The 22,585-nt window shown below is 67.2% G+C and carries 19 protein-coding genes; 9 read left to right on the plus strand and 10 right to left on the minus strand.

The window, feature by feature from the left end; translation table 11 throughout:
* A partial coding sequence (locus GEV02_RS27010) for a hypothetical protein (RefSeq protein WP_217433164.1) occupies positions 1–256 on the plus strand: 256 nt, incomplete at its 5' end.
* A complete protein-coding gene (locus GEV02_RS27015) occupies positions 253–1,263 on the plus strand; it encodes an HD-GYP domain-containing protein (RefSeq protein WP_152840998.1) in 1,011 nt (336 codons plus the stop codon). The genes GEV02_RS27010 and GEV02_RS27015, both read left to right, overlap by 4 nt.
* On the opposite strand, the gene GEV02_RS27020 is transcribed toward GEV02_RS27015, so the two are convergent.
* From GEV02_RS27020 to GEV02_RS27055, 8 genes are all read right to left on the minus strand, one after another.
* Positions 1,260–2,456: an aminotransferase class I/II-fold pyridoxal phosphate-dependent enzyme gene (locus GEV02_RS27020; RefSeq protein ID WP_152840999.1), complete on the minus strand. Its 1,197-nt coding sequence runs from the start codon at positions 2,454–2,456 to the stop codon at positions 1,260–1,262. The two genes, GEV02_RS27015 and GEV02_RS27020, sit on opposite strands and share 4 nt — an antisense overlap.
* A 98-nt stretch (positions 2,457–2,554) precedes the next feature.
* Positions 2,555–3,934, minus strand: a complete 1,380-nt coding sequence (locus tag GEV02_RS27025) for a sensor histidine kinase (RefSeq protein ID WP_152841000.1) — start codon at positions 3,932–3,934, stop codon at positions 2,555–2,557.
* On the minus strand, positions 3,931–4,635 hold the full coding sequence (locus tag GEV02_RS27030; RefSeq protein ID WP_328595928.1) for a response regulator transcription factor: 705 nt from the start codon (positions 4,633–4,635) through the stop codon (positions 3,931–3,933). Before GEV02_RS27030 ends, GEV02_RS27025 begins: the two co-directional genes overlap by 4 nt.
* A 203-nt stretch (positions 4,636–4,838) precedes the next feature.
* Entirely contained in the window at positions 4,839–5,990 is a 1,152-nt protein-coding gene (locus GEV02_RS27035) for a glycosyltransferase family 4 protein (protein ID WP_152841001.1), read from the minus strand.
* Positions 5,991–5,997: 7 nt separating this feature from the next.
* Positions 5,998–7,179 (minus strand): glycosyltransferase family 4 protein, encoded by a 1,182-nt coding sequence (locus GEV02_RS27040; protein WP_328595929.1) that lies wholly within the window; start codon positions 7,177–7,179, stop codon positions 5,998–6,000.
* Positions 7,176–8,093, minus strand: a complete 918-nt coding sequence (locus GEV02_RS27045; RefSeq protein WP_152841127.1) for a GDP-mannose 4,6-dehydratase — start codon at positions 8,091–8,093, stop codon at positions 7,176–7,178. Before GEV02_RS27045 ends, GEV02_RS27040 begins: the two co-directional genes overlap by 4 nt.
* Positions 8,094–8,103: 10 nt before the next feature.
* Complete coding sequence (gene gmd, locus GEV02_RS27050; RefSeq protein ID WP_152841003.1) at positions 8,104–9,147, minus strand: GDP-mannose 4,6-dehydratase; 1,044 nt, start codon at positions 9,145–9,147, stop codon at positions 8,104–8,106.
* A 269-nt stretch (positions 9,148–9,416) separates the two neighbouring features.
* On the minus strand, positions 9,417–11,735 hold the full coding sequence (locus GEV02_RS27055; protein WP_152841004.1) for an NADP-dependent malic enzyme: 2,319 nt from the start codon (positions 11,733–11,735) through the stop codon (positions 9,417–9,419).
* A 303-nt stretch (positions 11,736–12,038) separates the two neighbouring features.
* On the opposite strand from GEV02_RS27055, the gene GEV02_RS27060 reads away from it, so the two are divergent.
* The 3 genes from GEV02_RS27060 to thiL are packed head-to-tail and all read left to right on the plus strand — an operon-like array spanning position 12,039 to position 14,204.
* Positions 12,039–12,431: a hypothetical protein gene (locus GEV02_RS27060; RefSeq protein WP_152841005.1), complete on the plus strand. Its 393-nt coding sequence runs from the start codon at positions 12,039–12,041 to the stop codon at positions 12,429–12,431.
* A gap of 6 nt (positions 12,432–12,437) precedes the next feature.
* Positions 12,438–13,205: a substrate-binding periplasmic protein gene (locus tag GEV02_RS27065; protein WP_152841006.1), complete on the plus strand. Its 768-nt coding sequence runs from the start codon at positions 12,438–12,440 to the stop codon at positions 13,203–13,205.
* A 30-nt stretch (positions 13,206–13,235) separates the two neighbouring features.
* Positions 13,236–14,204, plus strand: coding sequence for a thiamine-phosphate kinase (thiL, locus tag GEV02_RS27070; protein WP_152841007.1), 969 nt, complete (start codon positions 13,236–13,238; stop codon positions 14,202–14,204).
* Here thiL and GEV02_RS27075 read toward each other — a convergent pair.
* Positions 14,189–16,795, minus strand: coding sequence for an EAL domain-containing protein (locus tag GEV02_RS27075; protein WP_152841008.1), 2,607 nt, complete (start codon positions 16,793–16,795; stop codon positions 14,189–14,191). The genes thiL and GEV02_RS27075 overlap by 16 nt on opposite strands.
* Before the next feature lie 292 nt (positions 16,796–17,087).
* Here GEV02_RS27075 and GEV02_RS27080 point away from each other — a divergent pair, with 292 nt between their 5' ends.
* From GEV02_RS27080 to GEV02_RS27095, 4 genes are all read left to right on the plus strand, one after another.
* Entirely contained in the window at positions 17,088–17,579 is a 492-nt protein-coding gene (locus GEV02_RS27080) for a CinA family protein (RefSeq protein WP_152841009.1), read from the plus strand.
* A gap of 63 nt (positions 17,580–17,642) precedes the next feature.
* The gene (locus GEV02_RS27085) at positions 17,643–18,383 is read left to right on the plus strand and encodes a P-loop NTPase family protein (RefSeq protein ID WP_152841010.1); all 741 of its coding nucleotides are present in this window, start codon (positions 17,643–17,645) and stop codon (positions 18,381–18,383) included.
* Positions 18,384–18,389: 6 nt separating this feature from the next.
* The gene (locus GEV02_RS27090) at positions 18,390–18,968 is read left to right on the plus strand and encodes a hypothetical protein (RefSeq protein ID WP_152841011.1); all 579 of its coding nucleotides are present in this window, start codon (positions 18,390–18,392) and stop codon (positions 18,966–18,968) included.
* 14 nt (positions 18,969–18,982) lie between these two features.
* On the plus strand, positions 18,983–21,973 hold the full coding sequence (locus GEV02_RS27095; protein WP_152841012.1) for a sensor histidine kinase: 2,991 nt from the start codon (positions 18,983–18,985) through the stop codon (positions 21,971–21,973).
* On the opposite strand, the gene GEV02_RS27100 is transcribed toward GEV02_RS27095, so the two are convergent.
* The gene (locus GEV02_RS27100) at positions 21,944–22,585 is read right to left on the minus strand and encodes a GNAT family N-acetyltransferase (protein ID WP_152841013.1); all 642 of its coding nucleotides are present in this window, start codon (positions 22,583–22,585) and stop codon (positions 21,944–21,946) included. The genes GEV02_RS27095 and GEV02_RS27100 overlap by 30 nt on opposite strands.

A 22,585-nucleotide genomic window follows, 5' to 3' on the forward strand; every position in this document is an offset into this window, starting at 1 on the left:
CGCGGCGGCCGCGCCGGCCTTCGACGCGGCGCGCGCGCACGCGGCGGCGCAGGCGCTGCTGCCGTCGCTCAAGCGCGGCGCGCTGGAGGATGCGGCGCTGGCCGCGCTGGCCACCGCGATGAGCGGCGCCGGCCTGTCGGCCGCGCTGGCCAGGCAACTGGCGGAACTGCACACCGCACTCAACGATTTCGATTTCCCGCAAGCCCATGCTACGCTGCTGGAATTGGCTGACCATCTGGCCAAGGAGAACCCATGATTAAAGAACCCACCAACGACCTGCCGCTGATCCTGGCCGTCGACGACGAGGCCAGCAACCTGCAACTGCTGCGCCATATCCTGCAAGACCAGTACCGCCTGCTGTTCGCCAAGGACGGCCCGCGCGCGCTGGAACTGGCGCGCCAGGAGCGGCCGCAGCTGATCCTGCTGGACGTGATGATGCCGGGCATGACCGGCTATGAAGTGTGCCGCCTGCTCAAGGCCGACGAAGCCACCGCCGCCATTCCGGTGATCTTCGTCACCGCGCTCAGCGACGCCAGCGACGAGGTGGTCGGCTTCGACGCCGGCGCGGTCGACTACATCACCAAGCCGGTCAGCCCGCCCATCGTGCGCGCCCGCGTGCGCACCCACCTGTCGCTGGTGCGGGTGGACGAGCTGGCCCGCACGCGGCTGGAAATCGTCCAGCGCCTGGGCCTGGCGGCCGAATACAAGGACAATGAAACCGGCCTGCACGTGATCCGCATGAGCCACTACTCGCGCATCCTCGGCCGCGCCGCCGGCCTCAGCGAGGCCGAGGCGGACGACCTGCTGCACGCGGCGCCGATGCACGATGTCGGCAAGATCGGCATCCCGGACAGCATCCTGCGCAAGCCGGGGCCGCTGGACGAGGATGAATGGAAGGTGATGCAGAGCCACGCCACCATCGGCGGCAACATCATCGGCCAGCACGCGGGCGGCATGCTGGCGATGGCGCACCAGGTGGCGATGACGCATCATGAAAAGTGGGATGGCAGCGGCTATCCGAACGGCCTGTCCGGCCGCGAGATTCCGCTGGTGGGCCGCATCGTCGCCATCGCCGACGTGTTCGACGCGCTGACCTCGGCCCGTCCGTACAAGCCGGAGTGGCCGATCGCCAAGGCGGTGGAATATCTGGAGCAGCAGCGCGACAAGCACTTCGACGCGCAGCTGGTCGACCTGTTCCTGAAGCAGATGCCGGCGCTGCTGGAGATCAAGCAGCGCTGGGCGGAGCAGACCGCCGCCGCTTAAGCCGCCAGGCGCGAGGCGCGGCCGGCCAGCTGCGCCATCACCCGCACCGCGTGGTCGATCTGCTCGCGCGTGTGGCCGGCGTTGATGACGAAGCGCAGACGGGCCTGGCCCACCGGCGCCGCCGGGAACTGGACCGCTTCGACATGGATGCCTTCCTTGCGCAGCGCGATCGCATAGCGCTGGCAAGCCTCGGCCTCGCCGACCAGCACCGGCAGGATAGGCGTCAAGGTCGACAGAATCGTATAGCCCAGCGGCGCCATCTTTTCGATGAAGTAGCGCTGGTTGTCCCACAGGCGCTGGCGGCGCTGCGGCTCTTCTTCCAGCAAGTCCAGCGCGGCCAGCAGCGCGGCCGCGCGCTCCGGCGGCGGCGGGCTGGCGTAGCCGTAGGCGGCACTGGTCATGCGTATCACATCGGCCGCCTCGCGCTCGACGGCGACATAGCCGCCAAGCGCGCCCAGCGCCTTGCCCAGGCTGCCCATCTGCATGATGCACGGGCTGTAGCAATCGTAGTGCTCGGTGCTGCCGCCGCCGTTGGCGCCCAGCACGCCGGTGGCGTGGGCGTCGTCGACGTACAGCAGCGCGCCGAACCGCTCGGCCAGCGCCACCAGCTGCGGCAGCGGCGCGATCGTGCCTTCCATGCCGAACACGCCGTCGCTGACGACGATGGGCGTGCACCCCTCTTCCGCGCCCGACTTCAGCAGCGATTCCAGGTGCTCCATGTCGCCATGGCGGTAGGTGTAGCGCAGCGCGCCCGACATCTGGATGCCCTCGCGGATGCTGACGTGGTTGAACTCGTCCGAATAGTAGGCGTACTTGTGGCGCTTGCGGGCGCGGTAGCCGTGCAGCCGCGCCAGCGCGGCCGCCTTGACGAGGGACGACAGCACGCCGATATTGGTCATGTAGCCGGAAACAAACAGCACGGCGTCGCTCTTGTGCGCCAGCGCGCCGAGACGGCTTTCCAGCGCGCGGTAGACTGCCGGCTCGCCGCCCGGCTGCCACGACGCCACGCCGTCGCCGTGGCGCACGCCGTAGCGGTCCAGCCCGTCCTTGGCCGCCGCCACCAGGCGCGGATGGCCGGCCAGCGCCAGATAGTCGTGGCTGCTGAACGACACCACGTGCCCGCCATGCTCCCGCGCGTCCTGCTGGACGGGATGATGCTTGAGCCAATCGGCGATGTCGCTTAAATCGTGCATGGTGGAGAGGGTCTCGATATGGAACCCTCGATGCTAGCGCGCAGCGGCTTTCCGCCAGCTTGCGGCCACATTACCGATCGGAAAGCTAGCGCAAGCGCCTAGGATGACGGCGCCAGCGGCAGCAGGATGCGCGCCACCAGGCCCGGGGCGGCGTCCTCCAGCACCAGCTCGCCGCCGTGGGCCAGCGCGGTGGCGCTGACGATGGCCAGGCCCAGGCCGTTGCCCGGCAGGTGGCGGCTGTCGTCCAGGCGGTAGAAGCGCTGCGTCACCTTGCCGCGCTCTTCCTCGGGGATGCCGGGGCCGTTGTCGTGCACCGCGATCGAGGCCAGGCCGCCGTGGTACAGCCCGGCGCGCAGGCGCAGCGCGGCGCCCGGCCCGGCGTACTTGATGGCGTTGTCCAGCAGGCTGGCGACGGCGCTGGCCAGCAGGTTGCGGTCGCCGTCCACGTACAGGTGCTCGGGCGCGTCCACCGTCAGCTGCAGGCCGCAGTCCTCGGCGCTGGCCTCGTACATCTCGCCGATGTCGCTGGCGATATGGCCCAGGTCCAGCCGCTCGAACAGCCGGGTGCGCATGCCCGATTCCGCCTCGGCGATCTGCAGCAGGCGTTCGAACAGCCGTATCAGGTCGTCGATGTCTTCGATGGCGTCCTGGGCGGCGGAGGTCAGGCGCGGCACGGTGGCTTCGCGCCGCACCACGTCGTCGAGCTTGCCGCGGATGCGGCCGAGCGGCGTGCGCAGGTCGTGCGCGATGGCGTTCGACACGTGGCGTATGCCTTCCATCAGCAGCTCGATGCGGTCCAGCATGCGGTTGATGTCGCGCCCCAGCAGCGCGAATTCGTCGCGCCCGCTCACCGGGATGCGCGGGCTGAGGTCGCCCGCCTCGATCTGCGCGGCGGTGCGGCGGATCGCGCTCAGGCGGCGTTCGATGGCGCGCCGGAACAGCAGCGCGCCGCCCACCGTCAGCAGCAGCGAGACGGCGGCGCCGGCCAGCAGCGCGTGCCAGATCACCTCGCTCACGGCTTCCTGCTCGCTGAGGTCGCGGCCGACGATCAGCGCGCCGCCATCGTCCAGCGGGCGCAGGTAGAGGCGGGCCGGCGCCGGATGGCCCTGGCGCACCACCATCGCGCTCACCAGCCCGGGGCCGGTGCCCGGCGACGGCAGGCCCGCCTTCGGCCACGAGTCCAGGTTGCCGGCCAGCGGCGTGCCGTCGGCCGCCACCAGCTGGAAGATTTCACGGTCGCTGTCGACGCCGTCGTCCAGCTGGCGCCGCACCTCGGCCTGCAGCACGTCGCGCGGCAAGCCGTTGGCGCGCGCCACCATGCGGTCCGACTGGACCACGATGCGGCCGTCGATATCCCGGTCCAGCACGCCCACGGTGCCGTGATAGAACACCGCCGACACCAGCACGACCGAAGCCGTGCCCAGCAGGCCGTAGCCCAGCACCAGCTTGGCGGCGATGGACGCGCGCAGCTGGATCAAGCGGCCGGCTCCCCATCCTCGGGCGGGGTCGGCCCCATGCGGTAGCCGACGCCGCGCAGCGTATGGATCAGCATGACGGGGAAGTCCTTGTCGACCTTGGCGCGCAGGCGGCTGATCTGGACGTCGATGACATTGGTCTGCGGATCGAAATGATAGTCCCACACCGATTCGAGCAGCATGGTGCGCGTCACCACCTGGTTGACGTTGCGCATCAGGTATTCCAGCAGCCGGTATTCGCGCGGCTGCAGCGTGATGACCTTGCTGCCGCGCGTCACGCGCAGCGTGCGCAGGTCCAGCCGCAGGTCGGCCACCTGCAGCTGCGAGCTGTCGGCGCCGGGCGCGCTGCGGCGCTGCAGCGCCTCGATGCGGGCCAGCAGTTCGGAAAAGGCGAAGGGTTTGGACAGGTAGTCGTCGGCGCCGCCGCGCAGGCCGCTGACGCGGGCGTCGATGGTGGTCAGCGCGCTGACGATGATGACCGGGGTCTGCTTGCCCAGCGCGCGCAGGCGGTCGACGATGGACAGGCCGTCGATGCGGCCCGGCAGCATGCGGTCGAGCACGATGATGTCCCAGTCGTTGCCGACCGCCAGGTCCAGCCCCTCGGGGCCGTTGTCGCAGGCGCTGACCAGGTAGCCCGCCTCGCGCAGCCCCTTGCAGATGTAATTCGAGGTTTCGGCTTCGTCTTCAATAACCAGGCAGCGCACGCGGATCTCCGGATTCAGGGGTGGTGGCGGTATTCTACCCTGCGCGACGGACCGCGGTGGAGGTGAACTCCCGCCCGGACGACGTCGTTGCGTCGCACAGCGGGTGGCGCCGTCTTGGCGGCGTCATTGTTGAGGACCATCGGCAGGGCGCGGAGTTCGACCGCCATGATAGCCGCGCCCGCCAGCACCGCCCTTGCGTCAGATCAAACGGTACGGGGGCGGGCGCTGCCGCTGGCCGTGCCCGGGCGGGCCACCAGCTCGCTGTACAGCGCGTGGTAGTTGCGCGCCATGGTTTCGGCGGTGAACAGTTCCCAGTAGCGCGCTTCGGCGCGGCGGCCCATTTCGGCGGCGCGCTCCGGCTGTTCCCACAGCACGCGCATGGCCGCGCCCAGCGCCGCCGGATCGTCGGGCGGCACCACCAGGCCGGTCTCCTGGTCGATGTTGATGTAGGTGGTGCCGGTGCCGATCTCGCTGGAGATCATCGGCTTGCCGTACATCGCCCCTTCCAGCAGCGAGATGCCGAACGCTTCCGAGCGCAGGTGCGACGGGAACACCATCGCATAGCTCAGCTCCAGCAGCGCGACCTTGTCTTCCTCGGCCAGCGCGCCGACGAACATCACGTGGGTCAGGCCCAGGCGTTCGGCGTGCGCCTTCAGTTCCTGTTCCTCCGGGCCGCCGCCGACGATCACCACCGGATAGTCCAGCCGGGTCATGGCGTCGAGCAGGATGTGCAAGCCCTTGTAGTAGCGCAGCACGCCGACGAACAGGAAGAAGCGCTCGCCGCAGCGGGCGCGCCACTGCTCCTTCAGCGCCGCCGGCGGCTTCGGATAGACCGACTTGTCCAGGCCGAAGGTGATGGTGCGGGTCTTGTGGGCGAAGCGCTTGAGCACCGGCGACGAGGCCAGGTAGTTCGGCGAGCTGGCGACGATGGTGTCGATGCTGCGCAGGAAGCGGCGCTTGAGCGGGCTGTACACGCGCAGCAGGTTCTTCTGGCGCACGATGTCCGAGTGGTAGGTGACGACGCAGGGCTTGTCGATGCGCGCCATGAAGTGCGCCAGGTCCATGAACGGCCACGGGAAGTGGTAGTGGATCACGTCGGCCTGGCGCGCCAGGCGCGCCAGCTGGCGGATCGCCGCGAACGAAAAGCCGGTCGAGGCGAACTCGAAGTCCAGCTGCGCGCGGTGCACGGTGTGGCCTTCGAACTCGATGCGGGCCGGGCCGGCGTCGCGCGTCAGTGTCAGCACTTCATTGGTGACGCCGAGGCGGGCGGTGCCCACGCACAGCTGGCGTATCACCTGCTCGATGCCGCCCCAGGTATCGGGGTAGTAGGTCTTGTAGAAATGGAGGACGCGCATGACTGCTTCAGTGAGATAAGACGTGGTGGTACACGGCGACGGTACGGCGCGCCGCTTCATCCCATGTCAGTTCGAGCGCGCGGCGGCGGCCGGCCGCGATGCAGCGGCTGCGGGTGGCGTCGTCGCGCGCCAGCGTGGTCATGGCGGCGGTCATTTCCGGCACCGACAGCGGATCGAACTCCAGCGCCGCGCCCTGCGCCACTTCCGGCAGCGAGGTGGCGTTGGAGGTGGCCACCGGCACGCCGCTGGCGAAGGCTTCCACCAGCGGCAGGCCGAAGCCCTCGTGCAGCGACGGGAAGATGAAGGCGCCGGCGCCGGCGTAGATGTGGTGCAGCTGGGCGTCGTCGGTCAGCTTGCTGAGCCAGACCACGTTTTCGCCGCGCTGCCGGGCGGCCTTGATCCGGGCCACCAGCTCTTCGCAGAGCCAGCCCGGGGCGCCGACGATCACCAGCTGGCGCGCCGAGCGCAGCACCGGCGGCAGCGCCAGATAGGCTTCCAGCAGGCGGCCGAGGTTCTTGCGCGGCTGCAGCGTGCCGACGAACAGGAAGTAGCCGGGATTGAGGCCGTGCAGCGCCAGCGTGGCGTCGCGCGCCTCGGCCGGCGGCGCCTCGAACCATTCGGGGCGCACGCCGTGGTGCACCACGCTGATCTTGCGCTCGTCGACGCCGAAGTGTTCGACCAGTTCGCGGATCGAATAATGGGAACCGGTGATCACATGCTGCGCGCGGCGCGCGGCCTGGATCTGCAGCCAGTTCTTCAGGCCGCGCAGGCGCGGCCGGCACCACTCGGGATGGGCGATCGGCACGGCGTCGTGCAGCGTCGCCACCACCGGGCAATCCATGCGCACGATGCGGTAGTCGGTGGCGTGGAACAGGTCCAGCGGCGGCGCGTCCTTGCCCATCAGGCGGCTGACATTCAGGTGCGCCGACGACGGCAGCAGCAGATTGCCCAGCGACGCCAGCGGGAACGACAGCGGCAAGGCCCGGCCGACCGTCAGGCGCGCGGTGTCGCCCGGCGACGGGAAGGAAAACGGCAGCACCTCGGCGCCGGCCTGCGGCAGGTGTTCGAGCAGCGCGCGGCTGTACACGCCCAGGCCGTCCAGACGGCCGCCGGTCAGCGCCGGTTCGGCCGTGGTGGTCGACAGGCCCACGCGCAGCACGCGCGCGGCAGTGGTCGGGATCGCGCTCACGTCGTGTACATCCAGCGCAGCGTGTCGGCCAGCGGCACGGCCGGCGAGGCGCCGATGGCGGCCAGCAGGCGGCGGTTGTCGCCGACCAGGCGCACCACTTCATTGGCGCGCACGAAGGCCGGATTGACGTGCACCTTGATCTGGTAGCCGGCGATGTCGGCCATCATGTCGAGCGCCTCGCCCAGCGAATAGGCGTGGCCGGAGCAGACGTTGAAGGTCTGGCCGGCGGCGGCCGGGCCGAGCGCCAGCAGGCGGCGGTAGCTGGACGCCACGGTCCGCACGTCCGAGAAGTCGCGCCATACGTGCAGGTTGCCCAGCTCGATGTCGGCGGCCTGGCGGCGGAAGTGGGCGACGATCTTCGGCAGCAGGAAGTTCTCGTGCTGGCCGACGCCGGTGTAGTTGAAGGGACGGACCATAATCAGCGGCAGCTTGTCCTGCCACAGCCGCGCCATGTATTCCATGGCCAGCTTGCTGACCGCGTAATCGTTGGCCGGCGCGGCCGGCACCTGCTCGCCGATCACGCCGGCGTCGGTATTGCCGTAGATATTGGCGCTGGAGGCCAGCAGCACGGCCGACGGCTTGTGCTCGGCGGCGGCCAGCGCTTCCAGCAGGTTGCGGGTGCCCGCCACGTTGACGTTGTAGATCTGGTCGACGTCGCCATGGCCGACGAAGGCGATGGCGGCCAGGTGGGCCACCACGTCCGGGCGCACTTGCGCCACCACGTCGGCCAGGCCGGCGCGGTCGCCCAGGTCGACGGCGAACTGGCGCGGGCCGGGTTCATGGCCGGGCGTGATGGTGCCGTAGACTTCGTAGCCAGCGGCGCTCAGCTCCTGCTCGACATAGTGGCCGGTGAAACCGGACAGCCCAGTGATCAGGGCGCGCCTGCCTGCGCCCTCCATGCCTGCAGCAGCCATCATCGTTTCCTTAGAAGGAGAAGCCGGCTTTGTTGCGGCGCAGGTCGGCCTCGACCATCATCTGGCACAGCTGTTCCAGCGTGGTCTGCGGCTTCCAGCCCAGGTCCGCCAGGGCTTTGGCCGGGTCGCCGATCAGCAGCTCGACTTCTGCCGGACGGTAGAACTTCGGATTGACGCGCACCAGCACCTTGCCGGTTTTCTTGCAGGTGCCGATTTCGTGGTCGGCCGAGCCGGTCCACTCCAGCGCCACGTCGACCGCCTTGAACGCCATGCTGACGAAGTCGCGCACGGTTTCGGTGCGGTTGGTGGCCAGCACATAGGTGTCCGGCTCATCGGCTTGCAGGATGCGCCACATGCCTTCGACGTATTCCTTGGCAAAGCCCCAGTCGCGCTTGGCGTCCAGGTTGCCCAGTTCCAGCACGTCGAGCTGGCCCAGATGGATCTTGGCCACCGAGTCGGTGATCTTGCGGGTGACGAATTCACGGCCGCGCAGCGGCGACTCGTGGTTGAACAGGATGCCGGAGCAGCCGAAGATGCCATAGGATTCGCGGTAGTTCACGGTCATCCAGTGGGCATACAGCTTGGCCACGCCGTACGGGCTGCGCGGGTAGAAAGGCGTGTCTTCCTTTTGCGGCACGGCCTGCACCTTGCCGAACATTTCCGAGGTCGACGCCTGATAGAAGCGGATCTTCGGATTGACGATGCGGATCGCCTCCAGCAGGTTGACCGGGCCGATGCCGGTGATTTCGGCGGTGGTCACCGGCTGCTCGAAGGAGACGCCGACGAAGCTTTGCGCCGCCAGGTTGTAGACCTCGTCCGGCTGCGCGCTTTGCAGCAGGCGGATGTTGGAGCCCAGGTCAGTCAGATCGTATTCCACCAGCTTCAGATTCGGGTGCGACTGGATGCCGAGTTCCTCGATACGCCAGAAATTCACCGAGCTCGTGCGGCGATAAGTTCCGGTAACTTCGTAACCTTTTTCCAACAGCAATTCGGCCAGATATGCACCGTCCTGGCCGGTAATGCCCGTAATCAGGGCTTTTTTTATTTTATTCATGGTGAATAGCGATCCAAATCATGGGTGACTTTACAGCCCGGTATTGTAACAGAGCGCACCAGCCGCACTTCTCACCAATTATGTCGATTACATCACTTACATCTTGTTACCATCATCGACAGTGATGTCTCGGCTTCGTTGAAATTGAGGCAATAAAAAATGGGGGTCAAGTCTGACATTCGGACACGAGCTCTACCGTAACGCACGTTACGGTAGAGCTCGTGTCCGAATGTCAGACTTGACCCCCGGCCTTGCGGCGGTGTGCTACATCAGACCTTGCGCTGGGCCACCGCGTCGACCACGCACAGCGCGGTCATGTTGACGATGCGGCGCACCGTGGCCGACGGCGTCAGGATGTGCACCGGCTTGGCGCAGCCCAGCAGAATCGGACCGACCGCGATGCCGTTGCCGGCCGCCGTCTTGACCAGGTTGTAGGCGATGTTGGCGGCGTCGATGTTCGGCATCACCAGCAGGTTGGCGTCGCCGGTCAGCGTGGTGCCCGGCATGATGGAGTTGCGCAGCTTGGAATCGAGCGCGGTGTCGCCATGCATTTCGCCGTCCACTTCCAAGGTCGGATCGAGCTGCTTGACCAGCTCCAGCGCGGCGCGCATCTTCTGCGCCGATTCGCTGTTGGACGAGCCGAAGTTCGAGTGCGACAGCAGCGCCGCGCGCGGCGACAGGCCGAAACGGCGCATCTCTTCGGCCGCCATCACGGTGATCGCCGCCAGCTCTTTCGCGTTCGGGTTTTCGTTGACGTGGGTGTCGACCATCACCAGCTGGCGCTCGGGCATGATCAGCACGTTCATCGCCGCGTACACGCAGGCGCCGTCGCGCTTGCCCAGCACCTGGTCGATGTAGTGCAGGTGCAGCTGGGTGGTGCCGAAGGTGCCGCAGATCATGCCGTCGGCGTCGCCCTTCTTGATCATCATGGCGCCGATCAGCGAATGGCGGCGGCGCATTTCCAGCTTGGCGTACTCCTGCGTCACGCCTTTGCGGGCGGTCAGCTCGTAGTAAGCCTGCCAGTATTCGCGGTAGCGCTCGTCGTGGTCGGGGTTGATGACGTCGAAATCGATGCCCTGCTTCAGGCGCAGGCCGAACTTGGTGATGCGGGTCTCCAGCACGGCCGGACGGCCGACCAGGATCGGACGGGCCAGCTTCTCGTCGACGATCACCTGCACCGCGCGCAGCACGCGCTCTTCTTCGCCCTCGGCGTAGACGATGCGCTTGAGTTCGGCGGCGGTCTTCTTGGCGACCTGGAACAGCGGCTTCATGAAGGTGCCGCTGCGGTAGACGAACTGCTGCAGGCTGTCGGCGTAGGCTTGCAAATCCTTGATAGGACGGGTGGCGACGCCGGAATCCTCGGCCGCCTTGGCCACGGCCGGGGCGATCTTGATCAGCAGGCGCGGATCGAACGGCATCGGGATCAGGTACTCGGGGCCGAACGACAGGTTGCTGAAACCGTAGGTGGTGGCGACGATGTCCGACTGCTCGGCGTGGGCCAGCTCGGCGATCGCGTGCACCACGGCGATTTCCATTTCGCGCGTGATGGTGGTGGCGCCGCAATCGAGCGCGCCGCGGAAGATGTACGGGAAGCACAGCACGTTGTTGACCTGGTTCGGATAGTCCGAACGGCCGGTGCAGATGATGGCGTCGCCGCGCACGGCCTTGACGTCTTCCGGCAGGATTTCCGGGTTCGGATTGGCCAGCGCCAGGATCAGCGGATTCGGCGCCATGGCCTTGACCATGTCCTGCTTCAGCACGCCGCCGGCCGACAGGCCGAGGAAGATGTCGGCGTCGCTGATGACTTCGGCCAGCGTGCGGGCCGAGGTTTCGCGGGCGAAGCGTTCCTTGTCCGGATCCATCAATTCCTGGCGGCCCTTGTAGACCACGCCGGCCAGGTCGGTGACGTAGATGTTTTCCAGCGGGAAGCCGAGGTCGACGATCAGGTCCAGGCAGGCCAGCGCGGCCGCGCCGGCGCCCGACACCACCAGCTTGCAGTTGGCGATATCCTTGCCGACGTACTGGATGCCGTTCATGATGGCGGCGCCGACGATGATGGCGGTGCCGTGCTGGTCGTCGTGGAACACCGGGATCTTCATCTTCTCGCGCAGCTGGCGCTCGATGTAGAAGCACTCCGGCGCCTTGATGTCTTCCAGGTTGACGCCGCCGAAGGTCGGCTCCAGCGAGGCGATGATGTCGACCAGCTTGTCCGGGTCGGATTCGTTGATCTCGATGTCGAACACGTCGATGCCGGCGAATTTCTTGAACAGCACGCCCTTGCCTTCCATCACAGGCTTGGCGGCCAGCGGGCCGATGTTACCCAGGCCCAGCACGGCGGTGCCGTTGGTGATGACGGCCACCAGGTTGCCGCGCGCCGTGTATTTGTAGGCGTTGGCCGGATCGATGACGATCTCTTCGCACGGCGCGGCCACGCCCGGCGAGTACGCCAGCGCCAGGTCGCGCTGGTTGGTCAGTTGCTTGGTCGGCGTGACGCTGATCTTGCCTGGCGTCGGGCACTCGTGGTATTCGAGCGCCGCGAGGCGCAATTGTTGACGAAGTTCTTCTTTTTTATCAGATGACGAATCCATGCTGTGCTGCCTTCCTGTTTGTACTGTCGGAAAGCTTCCGATTTTATCAGACCAATTCTTTCAATTAAGTAGGTATTTTCACCAACAGCTATGACTGATATCAGCATTATTTATGATCTGAGGCAACTCAAACCGAATTTTTGACGCTTTTAGCGGCATTAAACTATCAATAGCTTCAACATAATCAATTTTCCGGTTTTATCACTATTTTGTATCGACCGATGAAATTTGATTGAAAATGCCAATCAGGCTGCGGCCGGCGTCCAAGTAAGCTAACTCCATCCCCACCTAGCGGAGCCAACCATGTCCACCATGATCTGCAGCGGCGCCAACCTGCCCGCGAGCGGCGACGCCGCCCCTTCCGACGCCTGGGCCTGCCTGCAGGATTGGCAGCGCCACGGCATCCGGCTGTCGTTTGTCTACAGCCGCTCGCTCGGCGGCCTGATGCAGACCGGCCAGGGCAGGCTGGCCCAGCTGGGCGAACAGGCGCTGACCATCGAAACGGCCGGCAGCCGCCTGCTGGTCATGCTGGCCGGCGCCCGCTACGAGGCCGGGCCGCAACTGTTCTTCACGCCCGGCCTGCTGGACCGCTACCAGGTCGACGGCATCGCGGTCCGGCTGGCCAACCACGACTGGCTGTTCCTGTCGGCCGGAGCCATGCCAGCCCACGCGGCCCATGCCGTGCTGACCGCCTGATGCATCATGCCGCGCCTGCGCACCATCGCCTGCCTGTTGCTGCTGGCCGCCGCGCTGCCGGCGGCGGCCGAGCCGCAGCTGGTGCGGCTGTGCCAGGACGCCGAAGACGTCTACCCGTGGACGCTGAAAGCGCGACCCGGCCTGAATAACATCCTGCTCAAGATCGTCGAAGCCAGGCTGAACATCGTGCTGGAAATCAGCTTGCGGCCCTGGAAACGCTGTCAGGAAGAGCTGAAGGCCGGCAGCATCGACGGCATGTTCGCCATCAGCTACCTGGCCGAGCGCCAGCAGTTCGGCCGCTACCCGATGCGCGCCGGCCAGCCCGATCCCGCCAAGCGCCTGATGACCGACAGCTACAGCCTGTACCGCCGCAGCGGCGACGAGCAGGTCGGCTGGGACGGCAGCGTGCTGCGCAGCCCGGGCCCGGTCGGCGCCCAGCGCGGCTACTCGGTGGTCGAGCAATTGCAGACGCTGGGCGCCGGCGTCGACACCGGCACCTATCCGGTCGAGGACAATCTGCGCAAGCTGGCCATGGGCCGGCTGGCGGCGGTGGCGCTGCGCACGCAGGAGGGCGACAGCATGCTGCTGACTCACCGCGAATTCAACGGCAAGCTGGAAAAGCTGGCGCCGCCGCTGGCCGAGAAGCCCTACTACCTGATGCTGTCGCACCAGTTCGTCGCACACAACGCCAGGCTGGCGCAGCGCATCTGGGACAGCATCGAGGCCGTGCGCGATTCGGTGGAATACCGGGTATTCGAACAAACCTTCCGCTAAACCGCCCGCACGCACCGGTACAATAACGCCATGCTCTCCGAATTCGACCTCATCCAGGAATACTTCCAGCGCCCCCGCCACCCTGCCCGCGCCACGCTCGGCATCGGCGACGACTGCGCCCTGCTCACCCCCACGCCCGGCATGCAGACGGCGATCTCGTCCGACATGCTGGTCGAGGGCCGCCACTTCTTCGCCGGCGAAGACGCGGCCCGCCTCGGCCACAAGGCGCTGGCGGTCAACCTGTCCGACCTGGCGGCGATGGGCGCGCGCCCGGTCGGCTTCACGCTGGCGCTGGCGCTGCCGTCGGCCGACCGCGACTGGCTGGCCGGTTTTTCCAAAGGCTTGTTCGCGCTGGCCGACGCCCACGACATCGAACTGATCGGCGGCGACACCACCAAGGGCCCGCTGACCATCTGCATCACCGTGTTCGGCGAAGTGCGGCCCGGCCAGGCGCTGCGCCGCAGCGGCGCCCGCGTGGGCGACGACATCTGGATTTCCGGCACGCTGGGCGACGCCCGCCTGGCGCTGGGCGGCTACCGCCTTGAACTGTCGATGGACGCGGCCAGCCTGCAGGCGGCCGCCGCGCGCATGCACACGCCGACGCCGCGCGTGGCGCTGGGCATGCAGCTGGCGCAACAGGGCCTGGCCCACGCCGCCATCGACATTTCCGACGGCCTGGTGGGCGACCTCGGCCACATCCTCAAGCAATCGGGCGTCGGCGCCACGCTGGACCTGGATGCGCTGCCGGCCGGCGCCGTGCTGGCCACGCGCGACGCCGCGATGCGCCGCGCCTTCACCGCCGCCGGCGGCGACGACTACGAACTGTGCTTCACCGCGCCGGCCTCGGCGCGGGCGGACGTGCTGGCGGCCGCCGCCAGCGTGGCCACGCCGGTCACCCGGGTCGGCAGCATAGCAGCCGCCCCCGGCCTGCGCCTGGTGGACGCGGCCGGCGCCGCGCTAGCCCTGCAACTACAGAGCTTCGATCACTTCACTTCCTGAAGCGCGGTGACATCCTCGTCCGGCTGCCCCGCATGGCGGCCGCTGCCGTGCATCAGCCAGTAGTGGTGGAAGGCCAGGCGGATGTTGTCGCGCAACTGGGTGTCGTCCCACGGCTTGGTGTAGAAGCGGTAGATGGCGCCGAGGTTGATCGAATCGAGCACCGCGTCCAGCCCCGTGTAGCCGGACAGGATGATGCGTATCGTCTCCGGATACATTTCCTTGACCTTGCTGAGGAACTCGGTGCCGCTCATGCCCGGCATGCGCTGGTCGCAGACGATCACCTGCACCGCGTGCAGCGCCAGCAGCTCGAAGCCTTCGCCCGGCGTGGCCGCCGTCAGGATCTGGTAGCCGTCGCGGCGGAACAGCCGGTGCAGCGAGGACAGCACGTTGACATCGTCGTCGACGATCAGCAGCGTCTGGGCCGGCTGGCCGGGACGGGCGGCGTCCGGCGGCAGGCCGCGGCCGGACGCCAGCAACGCCGCCAGCTCCAGCGGCGCCACCGGCCGGCTGAAGTAGTAGCCCTGGATTTCATCGCAGCGGCTGCGCCGCAGATATTCCAGCTGGGCGCGCGTCTCCACCCCTTCGGCAATCACCCGCAGCTTCAGGCTGTGCGCCATGCTGATGATGGCCTGGGCGATGGCGGCGTCGTTGGGGTTGGTGGTGATGTCGCGCACGAAGGCGATATCGATCTTCAGCTTGTCGATCGGGAAGCGCTGCAGATAAGCCAGCGATGAATAGCCGGTGCCGAAGTCGTCGATCGCCACCTTGATGCCGATCGCCTTCAAATTGGTCAGCACGCTGATGGTGCGCTCGGTGTTGGACATCAGCGCGGTCTCGGTCAGCTCCAGCTCCAGCAGCTCGGCCGGCACGTCGTGGCGCAGCAGCGCGCTGCGCACGGTCAGCTCCAGGTCGCCCTCGACGAACTGGCGGCTGGCGACGTTGACCGCCACCCGCACCGGCCCGACATCGCTGCGCAGCCAGGCGCCGATCTGGCGGCAGGCGGCATCGACGATCCAGGCGCCGACCCGCACGATCAGGCCGGTATCCTCCAGCACCGGCACGAACTCGGCCGGATAGACCAGGCCGAAGCCGGGCCGCTGCCAGCGCAGCAGCGCCTCGGCGCCGGCCACCTCGCCGCTGTGCAGGTTGACCTTGGGCTGGTAGTACAGCAGCAGTTCGTTGTTGTCCAAGGCGCGGCGCAGCGCCAGCTCCATGTCCAGCCGCGCCAGCACCTGCACGTTCATGCCGGCGGTGAAGAAGCGGTAGCCGTCGCGCCCGGCCTGCTTGGCGCGCTCCATCGCGGTGTCGGCGTATTTGACCAGGGTTTGCGGATCGGTGGCGTCGTCCGGATACATGGCGATGCCGATGCTGGCGCTGAGCACGGCCTGGTGGCCGTCCAGGTCGAACGGCAGGCGCAGCGCCTCGCGCACTTCGTTGGCGGTGTGCACCGCGTCCTGCTGGTCGCGCGTCATGGTCAGGATCAGCGCGAACTCGTCGCCGCCCATGCGGCCGACGGTGTCGCGGATGCGCACGCACTGCACCAGCCGGTTGCTGAACTGGCGCAGCAGCTCGTCGCCCAGCGCCGCGCCCAGCGAATCGTTGATGTTCTTGAAGCGGTCCAGCGCGATGAACAGCACCACGATGCGCCAGGCCTTGTCCTGCGCCAGCGTGATGGCGTCGCCCAGGGTCTGGAAGAACAGCGTGCGGTTGGGCAGGCCGGTCAGGCTGTCGTAGTGGGCCATGTGCTGCAGCAATTCCTCGGACTGGCGGCGCTCGCTGATGTCGCGCGCCACGCCCAGCAGCACGGTCGGCTGGCCGGCGCGCTGCAGCAGCTGCCAGTACAGCTCCACCGGCACCGCGATCAGGTCGCGCCGCATCAAGTCCTGCTCGATCAGCTCGGGCGCGCGCGCCGGGCCGATGGCGGCGGCATAGGCGGCCAGCCGTTCGGCCTGGTCGCGCAGCGCCGACGGCGCGCCGAGGCCGATGCGGCTGGCGCTCGGCCCCAGCATCTCGCCGCGCGGATAGCCCAGCATGCGGCAGGCGCCGTCGTTGACATCGACCACGTCGGCGCTGTCGGCGTCGAGCAGGAAGATGGCGTCGGCGGTGGCGTCCATCGCGCTGCGGAAGCGTTGCAGCTCGGCGGTGCGCTCGCGCACGGTCTGCTCCAGGCGGGCGTTGTAGTCGCGGGTTTCGCGGTGCAGCAGGCGCACCTCCAGCATGTTGCGGATGCGCGTCAGCACCTCGACCGGGTCGAAGGGCTTGCTGACGAAATCGCGCGCGCCCATGTCCAGCGCCTGGATCTTGTGGTCGGGCTGGGCGGTGACGACCAGCACCGGCAGCCAGGCGTCGGCCTCCAGCGGCTTGAGCGCCTCCATGACTTCGAAGCCGGTCATGTTCGGCATCTGCATGTCGAGGATGATGAGGTCGTACTGGTGCTCGGCGTGCCAGCCGGCCACCACGCGCGGATCGGTGGTGGCGCTGACCGCCGTGTAGCCGGTCGAACGGAGCAGGTACTCCAGCAGTTCCACGTTCACCGGCTGATCGTCGACGATCAGGATGCGGGCGCTGAAAATGTCAGTCTGGCTGATCATAGGATGGGCCTCCGTGTGGTCCCCGATGAGCCGGCATTCTGGCCGGTTCGGACCTCGTCCCTCTCTTGGACAAGCTTAACAGCTTGCGCAATCGGCGGCGCACGCCTGCGGTGTCTGGGCAGGGGCGTCCGGTCTATCGTTTCGAGTGTACGCAAGTTCAAATCGGCGGTCTAATGTTTTTATGGAATATTGCGATTCTAGCAAAACATTTTGTACACTACTGGCATCGATTGCGAACTGCATGGTACAGTGGAAGCCAGCCCGCAGATTGCCGCAACAGAAGGAGCGTTTCATGAATTCGAACAGCGACACCATCCTCGACCTGGCCGCGCAAGTCGGCAAATCCCTGCAAGCCAAAGGCCTGATACTGGCCACCGCCGAGTCGTGCACCGGCGGCGGGGTAGCCCAGGCCATCACTGAAATCGCCGGTTCGACCGCCTGGTTCGACTGCGGCTTCATCACCTATTCCAACGCCTCCAAGACCGAAATGCTGGACGTGTCCGCCGCGCTGATCGCGCAGATGGGCAGCGTCTCCGAGGAAGTGGCGGCGGCGATGGCGACCGGCGCGCTCGGTTCCAGCAACGCCCACCTGGCGGTGTCGACCACCGGCATCGCCGGCCCCACCGGCGCCGTGCCCGGCAAGCCGGTCGGCACGGTCTGCTTCGGCTGGGCCAACGGCGACACCGTGCACACCGAACGGCTGGTGTTTGCCGGCGACCGCAAGGCGGTACGCGAGCAGACGGTGATCCACGCGTTGCAGGGTTTGCTGCGCTTCATCGACTAGGCGGTTGCCATCCCGCCACAAAACAATTACTCTCGACGCATTCAAGCGATTCAGGAGTAATTGATGCAAAACTCGGTACATTTTATTCTCCAAGGTAAGGGCGGTATCGGCAAGACGCTGGTATCCACCATCCTGGCGCAGTGGATCGCGGCCAAGGATCTGGTGGAGGGCCAGCAGCCGCTGCGCTGCTACGACACCGACCAGGAGAACGCGACCTTCTCGCGCTACAAGGCGATGGACGTCAAGCATGTGCCAGTGATGACCGACAGCCGCACCATCGATCCCAAGCGCTTCGACGCGCTGATGATCGACATCCTGGAAGAAGACGGCAACTGCGTCATCGACAACGGCGCCAACACCTTCTCGCCGCTGATGGGCTACCTGATCGAGAACGATTGCTTCTCGCTGCTGCAGGAATCGGGCCGCAAGGTCTACATCCACACCATCGTCGGCGGCGGCGACACGCTGCACGACACCGCCATGGGCTTCGTCTCGACCGCCAAGTCGACCAATGTGCCGCTGGTGCTGTGGGAGAACGAACACTTCGGCCTGCTGCAATCGGCGTCCGGCAAGCAGTTCACCGAATCGCAGACCTATGCCGACAACTCGTCGCGCGTGAAGGGCCGCATCGTGCTGTCGGCGCGCAACGCCGACACCTTCGGCGCCGACATCAAGAAAATGAACACCGCGCGCCTGACCGCCAACGAGGTCAAGGAAAGCGACAAGTTCAACCTGATGGAAAAACAACGCATCAAGGTGGTCTTCCGCGATTTGTTCGAGCAACTCGACAAAGTGGAGTGGTAAGCCGCCATGGATCAGCACAAGCTGCGCAGCCTGGTCTTTGAAAAAACCGGCGTCCGCATCGACGTCGACGACCCCGTGTTCGCGCTGGTGGCGCTGAACGAGGCGGTGCTGGCCGAGACGGTCGAGCGCCACATCGCCCTGATCGACGCCGCCTCGCAGGAACTGGTGCAGCACGCCAGGTCGGCCGGCGGACTGGGCGCGCAGCACGACGGCGTGCGCAAGCCGGCGGCGCTGGACGCCACCAACGAACCGGCCGCTGTCCCCGCCGCCACGGCGGCCGGCTACGCGCCGGCGCCGGCGATGCCGGTGCGCGCCATCGCCACCCAGTCGCCGGCGATCACGCCGCGCGAGCTGCGGCTGCTGGGCGCGGCGGCCGGCGTCTCGGTGCTGAGCGCCTTGCTGGTGCTGGGCGGCCAGGCCGCCTTCTTCAGACCGCTGCCGCCGCCGGCGCCGGTGATCCAGCAAGCCAAGGCGCTGACGCCGGAACAAAGCACCGCGCTGGCCAACGCCGACAAACTCAACAAAGCCATCCAGAAACTCGACCCGAAACTCCGCGCCCAGCTTCAAGCTGAGTTGCAGAAGTAAGCGGCGTCGGCGGCATGGCATCTTCCCTCGTCCGCCATCTGCTATTGATCGGCGCGTTGATGGCGGGCCTGCCTGCGGCCGCCATCCCTCCCGAACGCACGCTGGCGCAACTGGAGCACCGCTCCTGGACCGCCAAGGACGGCGTGCCGCCATCGATCATCACGATGGACCAGACCGACGACGGCTATCTGTGGCTGGGCACCGGCGCCGGCCTGTTCCAGTTCGACGGCGTGCGCTTCCAGCCCTTCCAGCCGCGCGCGGGAACGATCTCGACCAGCGCCGTCTACTTCATCAAGGCGCAGCCGGGCGGCGGCCTGTGGATAGGCTGGCGCCAGGGCGGCATCAGCTTCGTCAAGGATGGCGCGGTGGTCAACTACGGCGCCGACGAAGGGCTGAGCCTGGCCAGCTGGTGGGGCTTCGCGTTCGACCGGCAAGGTCGGGTGTTCGCCGCCGGCCTCGACGGCCTGATGCGCTTCGACGGCCAGCGCTGGCACAAGCTGGGGCCGGCCCAGGGCTTCACGGCGGACAAGGCGTCCGTCATGTTTGTCGACAAGGACGGCACGCTGGCCGTCTTCACCGACCACGGCCTGTTCCGCCTGCCGCCGGGCGCCGCCACTTTCAAGCCGCCGCTCGGGCATCTGGGCAGCATCGAGCCGCCGCAGGCCGGCCCCGACGGCAGCATCTACTTCATGGAGGCGCGCGGCCTGCGCATCATCGACAGCCTGGAAAACTATGACAAGGCCGACGGGCCGTGGCTGTTCAAGTCCCAGCCGGAAGCATCCCACCGCATGCTGGTCGACCGTTCCGGCAGCCTGTGGATGGAAACCGCGACCTGCGGCGTCTGCCGCTTCGATCCGCGCCGGCCGGACAAGATGGAAAGCTTCAGCGTCAAGAACGGCCTCAGTTCGAATCTGGTCACTTCCTTTTTCGAAGACCGCGAGGGCAATGTCTGGGTTTCCACCAGCAAGGGATTGGAGCGCTTCCGCCAGGTCGATGTGAACCTGGTGACGCCGGCCTTGCCGGGCGCGGAAGTGAGCGAAGGCAGGCTGCTGCCCGGCCCGGCCAACGCGATGATGCTGACCACCGTGGCGCAGGTCGGCAGCTGGCTGGAAGTCACGCCGGACGGCGAAGTGCACAACAGCGCCTGGCTGAAGCAGCACGGGATAGGCCGGGTGCAGGTGATCCAGCGCGGGCGCGATCAATCGCTGTGGCTGGCGGAGCGCGCCCGCCTGCGCCGGGTAACGCCGGACGGCGCGGTGCACGCCATCGAATATCCCGAGGACATGGGCCCGGTCCATCTGGTTCATGCGCTGGCGCATGGCGAGGACGATACGCTGTGGATGTCGGTGGTGAATGCCGGCGTGCACCGGCTGCGCGGCGGACGCTGGGACCGCGAAACGCTGCTGCCGGGAGAAGGCACGCGCTCGGCCATGTCGATGCTGGCCGATACCTCCGGCCGGATGTGGTTCGGCTACAGCAGGAACACGGTGGTCATGCTGGACAAGGGCAAGGCGGTGACGGTGCCCATCGAGCAGGATGGGCAACTGAAAGGCACGTCGGTATTGTACGAGTCCCTCGGACAAATCTGGGCCGGCGGCGAGGCCGGGCTGGCGCGCTATCACGATGGGCGCTTCGTCAAGGTGCGCCTGGCGCTGCCCAACGTCCGCAGCATCTCCGCCATCCTGACCGACAGCAGCGGCAATATGTGGCTGAACTCGTCCGCCGGCACGGTGCGGCTGGATGGCCGCTCGCTGGCCAAGGCCATCGCCCATCCGGACCAGCCGGTGCAAGGACGACTGTTCGACGCCACCGACGGCAGGCTGGGCATCACCGACCTGCTGGGCGCGCAATCGCTGGCGCAAGCGGGCGACGGCAAGATATGGCTGACCACGCACGACGGCGTCGCCTGGATCGATCCGCTGCATCTGCTCAAAGCGCCGGCGCCGCCGCCGGTCGTCATGCAAGCGCTGAGCGCGCAGGGCCAGACCTACCGCCGGCCCGCGCAGCTGGCCCTGCCCGCCGGCGCGGGCAATGTGCAGATCGACTACAGCAGCGCGCTGCTCGGCACGCCGCAACGCATGCGCTTCAAGTATCTGCTGGAAGGCTACGACCAGGAATGGCAGGACGCGGGCGAACGCCGCCAGGCCTTCTACACGGGCCTGCCGCCGGGCGAGTACCGCTTCCGCGCGGTCGCGGAAAACGGCGCCGGCAACTGGGGGCAGGAAGGCCCGGGCTTGCGCTTCAGCGTCGCCGCGAGTTTTTACCAGACCTGGTGGTTCAAGTGCCTGCTGGCCATGTCCGTGATGGTGATGGTATGGCTGCTGCACCGGCTGCGTTTGAAACGCATGGAACTGCGCATCAAGGCGCAGATGGAAGTGCGGCAAGCGGAACGCGAGCGCATCGCCCGCACGCTGCACGACACCATCCTGCAAAGCGCGCAGGCGCTGATCCTGCGCTTCGACCGCATCAAACGCGCCCTGCCCGCCGCCGACCCGGCGCTATGCCAGATCGACGCCGCGCTCGATGCCGCGCAGGAGGTGGTCGACGAGGGACGCGAACGGGTGCTGGAATTGCGCAGGCGCGATGCGCATCCGGGCGCGCTCGGCGACTACCTGTACGAGTTCGGGCAAGCGATGGCGCAGCAGCACGGCATTTGTTTTTCGCTGAGCACGCAGGGCGATGCGCGGGAACTGGTGGCGGCGGTCAAGACCGAGGTGCTGGCCATCGGCAAGGAAGCCTTGTTCAATGCGGTGCGGCACTCGGGCAGCGCCGAGGTCAAGATCGAGCTGCTGTATGCATCCGCGCAGTTCTCGATGACGGTGCAGGATTACGGCAGGGGATTGGACGCGAGCGTGCAGTCGTCAGGAAAACGGCCGGGCCACTGGGGGCTGAGCGGCATGAGCGAGCGCGCGCAGCAGGTCGGCGGACAGCTGCAGATCGACAGCCGGCAGGATGTCGGCACCACCGTCGTGTTCTCAATCATCGCCAGGCTGGCCTTCGGCTAGCACCGCCGTCGAGTACGGCGCCAGTTCCTGCCAGCCCAGGCTGAGATACAGAACGCGGCCTTCGTCGGTCGCCACCAGCAGGCGATCGGCGTCGCCGGCCGCGACGTCCAGCGCGTGCATCAGTGCGCTGGCCAATCCTTTGCGGCGATGCGCCGGCGCGGTTTCGATGCGGTCGAAAATGGCGATGCCCTGGTGCAGCACCACGCCGCCCGTTGCGGCCGTCTGACCGTCGGCGGCGACGATGCGGATGATGTGCGCGCCATGTTCAAGCGCCGATTGCAGCGCATAGCCGGCAGGCAGCGGCGCGGCCTGCGCCATCGGCGTGGCGCGGTACATCAGGTAGCGCGGGCGTTCGATGGTCCAGCGCGGCGGCAGCGCACGGCGCAGGGTCTCGACATCGACCGCCGCCTTCAGGAAGACGCGGTGTTGCAGGATCTGCGCCGCACACGCTTGCAGTGCAGCGCCGGCATCGACAAACACATGGCGGCGCAATTGCTCCGGCCAGCCGACCTCGACGACCAGACCGCCGCCTTCACGCTGCGGCAGCGGCAAGCCGCGCGCCAGGCTCCAGCCGGACAGCCAACGTTCAAGTAAATCCAGATTCAGATGCAT

Source organism: Rugamonas aquatica, assembly GCF_009380215.1.
GTDB classification, from domain to species: Bacteria; Pseudomonadota; Gammaproteobacteria; order Burkholderiales; family Burkholderiaceae_D; genus Rugamonas; species Rugamonas aquatica_B.

Excerpts from the sequence above, each read along its gene's own strand:
- GEV02_RS27060 (WP_152841005.1), top strand. The coding sequence starts at position 12,039 with ATGTCCACCATGATCTGCAGCGGCGCCAACCTGCCCGCGAGCGGCGAC.
- GEV02_RS27090 (WP_152841011.1), top strand. The coding sequence starts at position 18,390 with ATGGATCAGCACAAGCTGCGCAGCCTGGTCTTTGAAAAAACCGGCGTC.
- GEV02_RS27035 (WP_152841001.1), bottom strand. The coding sequence starts at position 5,990 with ATGCGCGTCCTCCATTTCTACAAGACCTACTACCCCGATACCTGGGGC.
- GEV02_RS27020 (WP_152840999.1), bottom strand. The coding sequence starts at position 2,456 with ATGCACGATTTAAGCGACATCGCCGATTGGCTCAAGCATCATCCCGTC.
- GEV02_RS27055 (WP_152841004.1), bottom strand. The coding sequence starts at position 11,735 with ATGGATTCGTCATCTGATAAAAAAGAAGAACTTCGTCAACAATTGCGC.
- GEV02_RS27085 (WP_152841010.1), top strand. The coding sequence starts at position 17,643 with ATGCAAAACTCGGTACATTTTATTCTCCAAGGTAAGGGCGGTATCGGC.
- GEV02_RS27075 (WP_152841008.1), bottom strand. The coding sequence starts at position 16,795 with ATGATCAGCCAGACTGACATTTTCAGCGCCCGCATCCTGATCGTCGAC.
- GEV02_RS27095 (WP_152841012.1), top strand. The coding sequence starts at position 18,983 with ATGGCATCTTCCCTCGTCCGCCATCTGCTATTGATCGGCGCGTTGATG.
- GEV02_RS27080 (WP_152841009.1), top strand. The coding sequence starts at position 17,088 with ATGAATTCGAACAGCGACACCATCCTCGACCTGGCCGCGCAAGTCGGC.
- thiL (WP_152841007.1), top strand. The coding sequence starts at position 13,236 with ATGCTCTCCGAATTCGACCTCATCCAGGAATACTTCCAGCGCCCCCGC.
- GEV02_RS27065 (WP_152841006.1), top strand. The coding sequence starts at position 12,438 with ATGCCGCGCCTGCGCACCATCGCCTGCCTGTTGCTGCTGGCCGCCGCG.
- GEV02_RS27015 (WP_152840998.1), top strand. The coding sequence starts at position 253 with ATGATTAAAGAACCCACCAACGACCTGCCGCTGATCCTGGCCGTCGAC.
- gmd (WP_152841003.1), bottom strand. The coding sequence starts at position 9,147 with ATGAATAAAATAAAAAAAGCCCTGATTACGGGCATTACCGGCCAGGAC.
- GEV02_RS27045 (WP_152841127.1), bottom strand. The coding sequence starts at position 8,093 with ATGGCTGCTGCAGGCATGGAGGGCGCAGGCAGGCGCGCCCTGATCACT.
- GEV02_RS27100 (WP_152841013.1), bottom strand. The coding sequence starts at position 22,585 with ATGCATCTGAATCTGGATTTACTTGAACGTTGGCTGTCCGGCTGGAGC.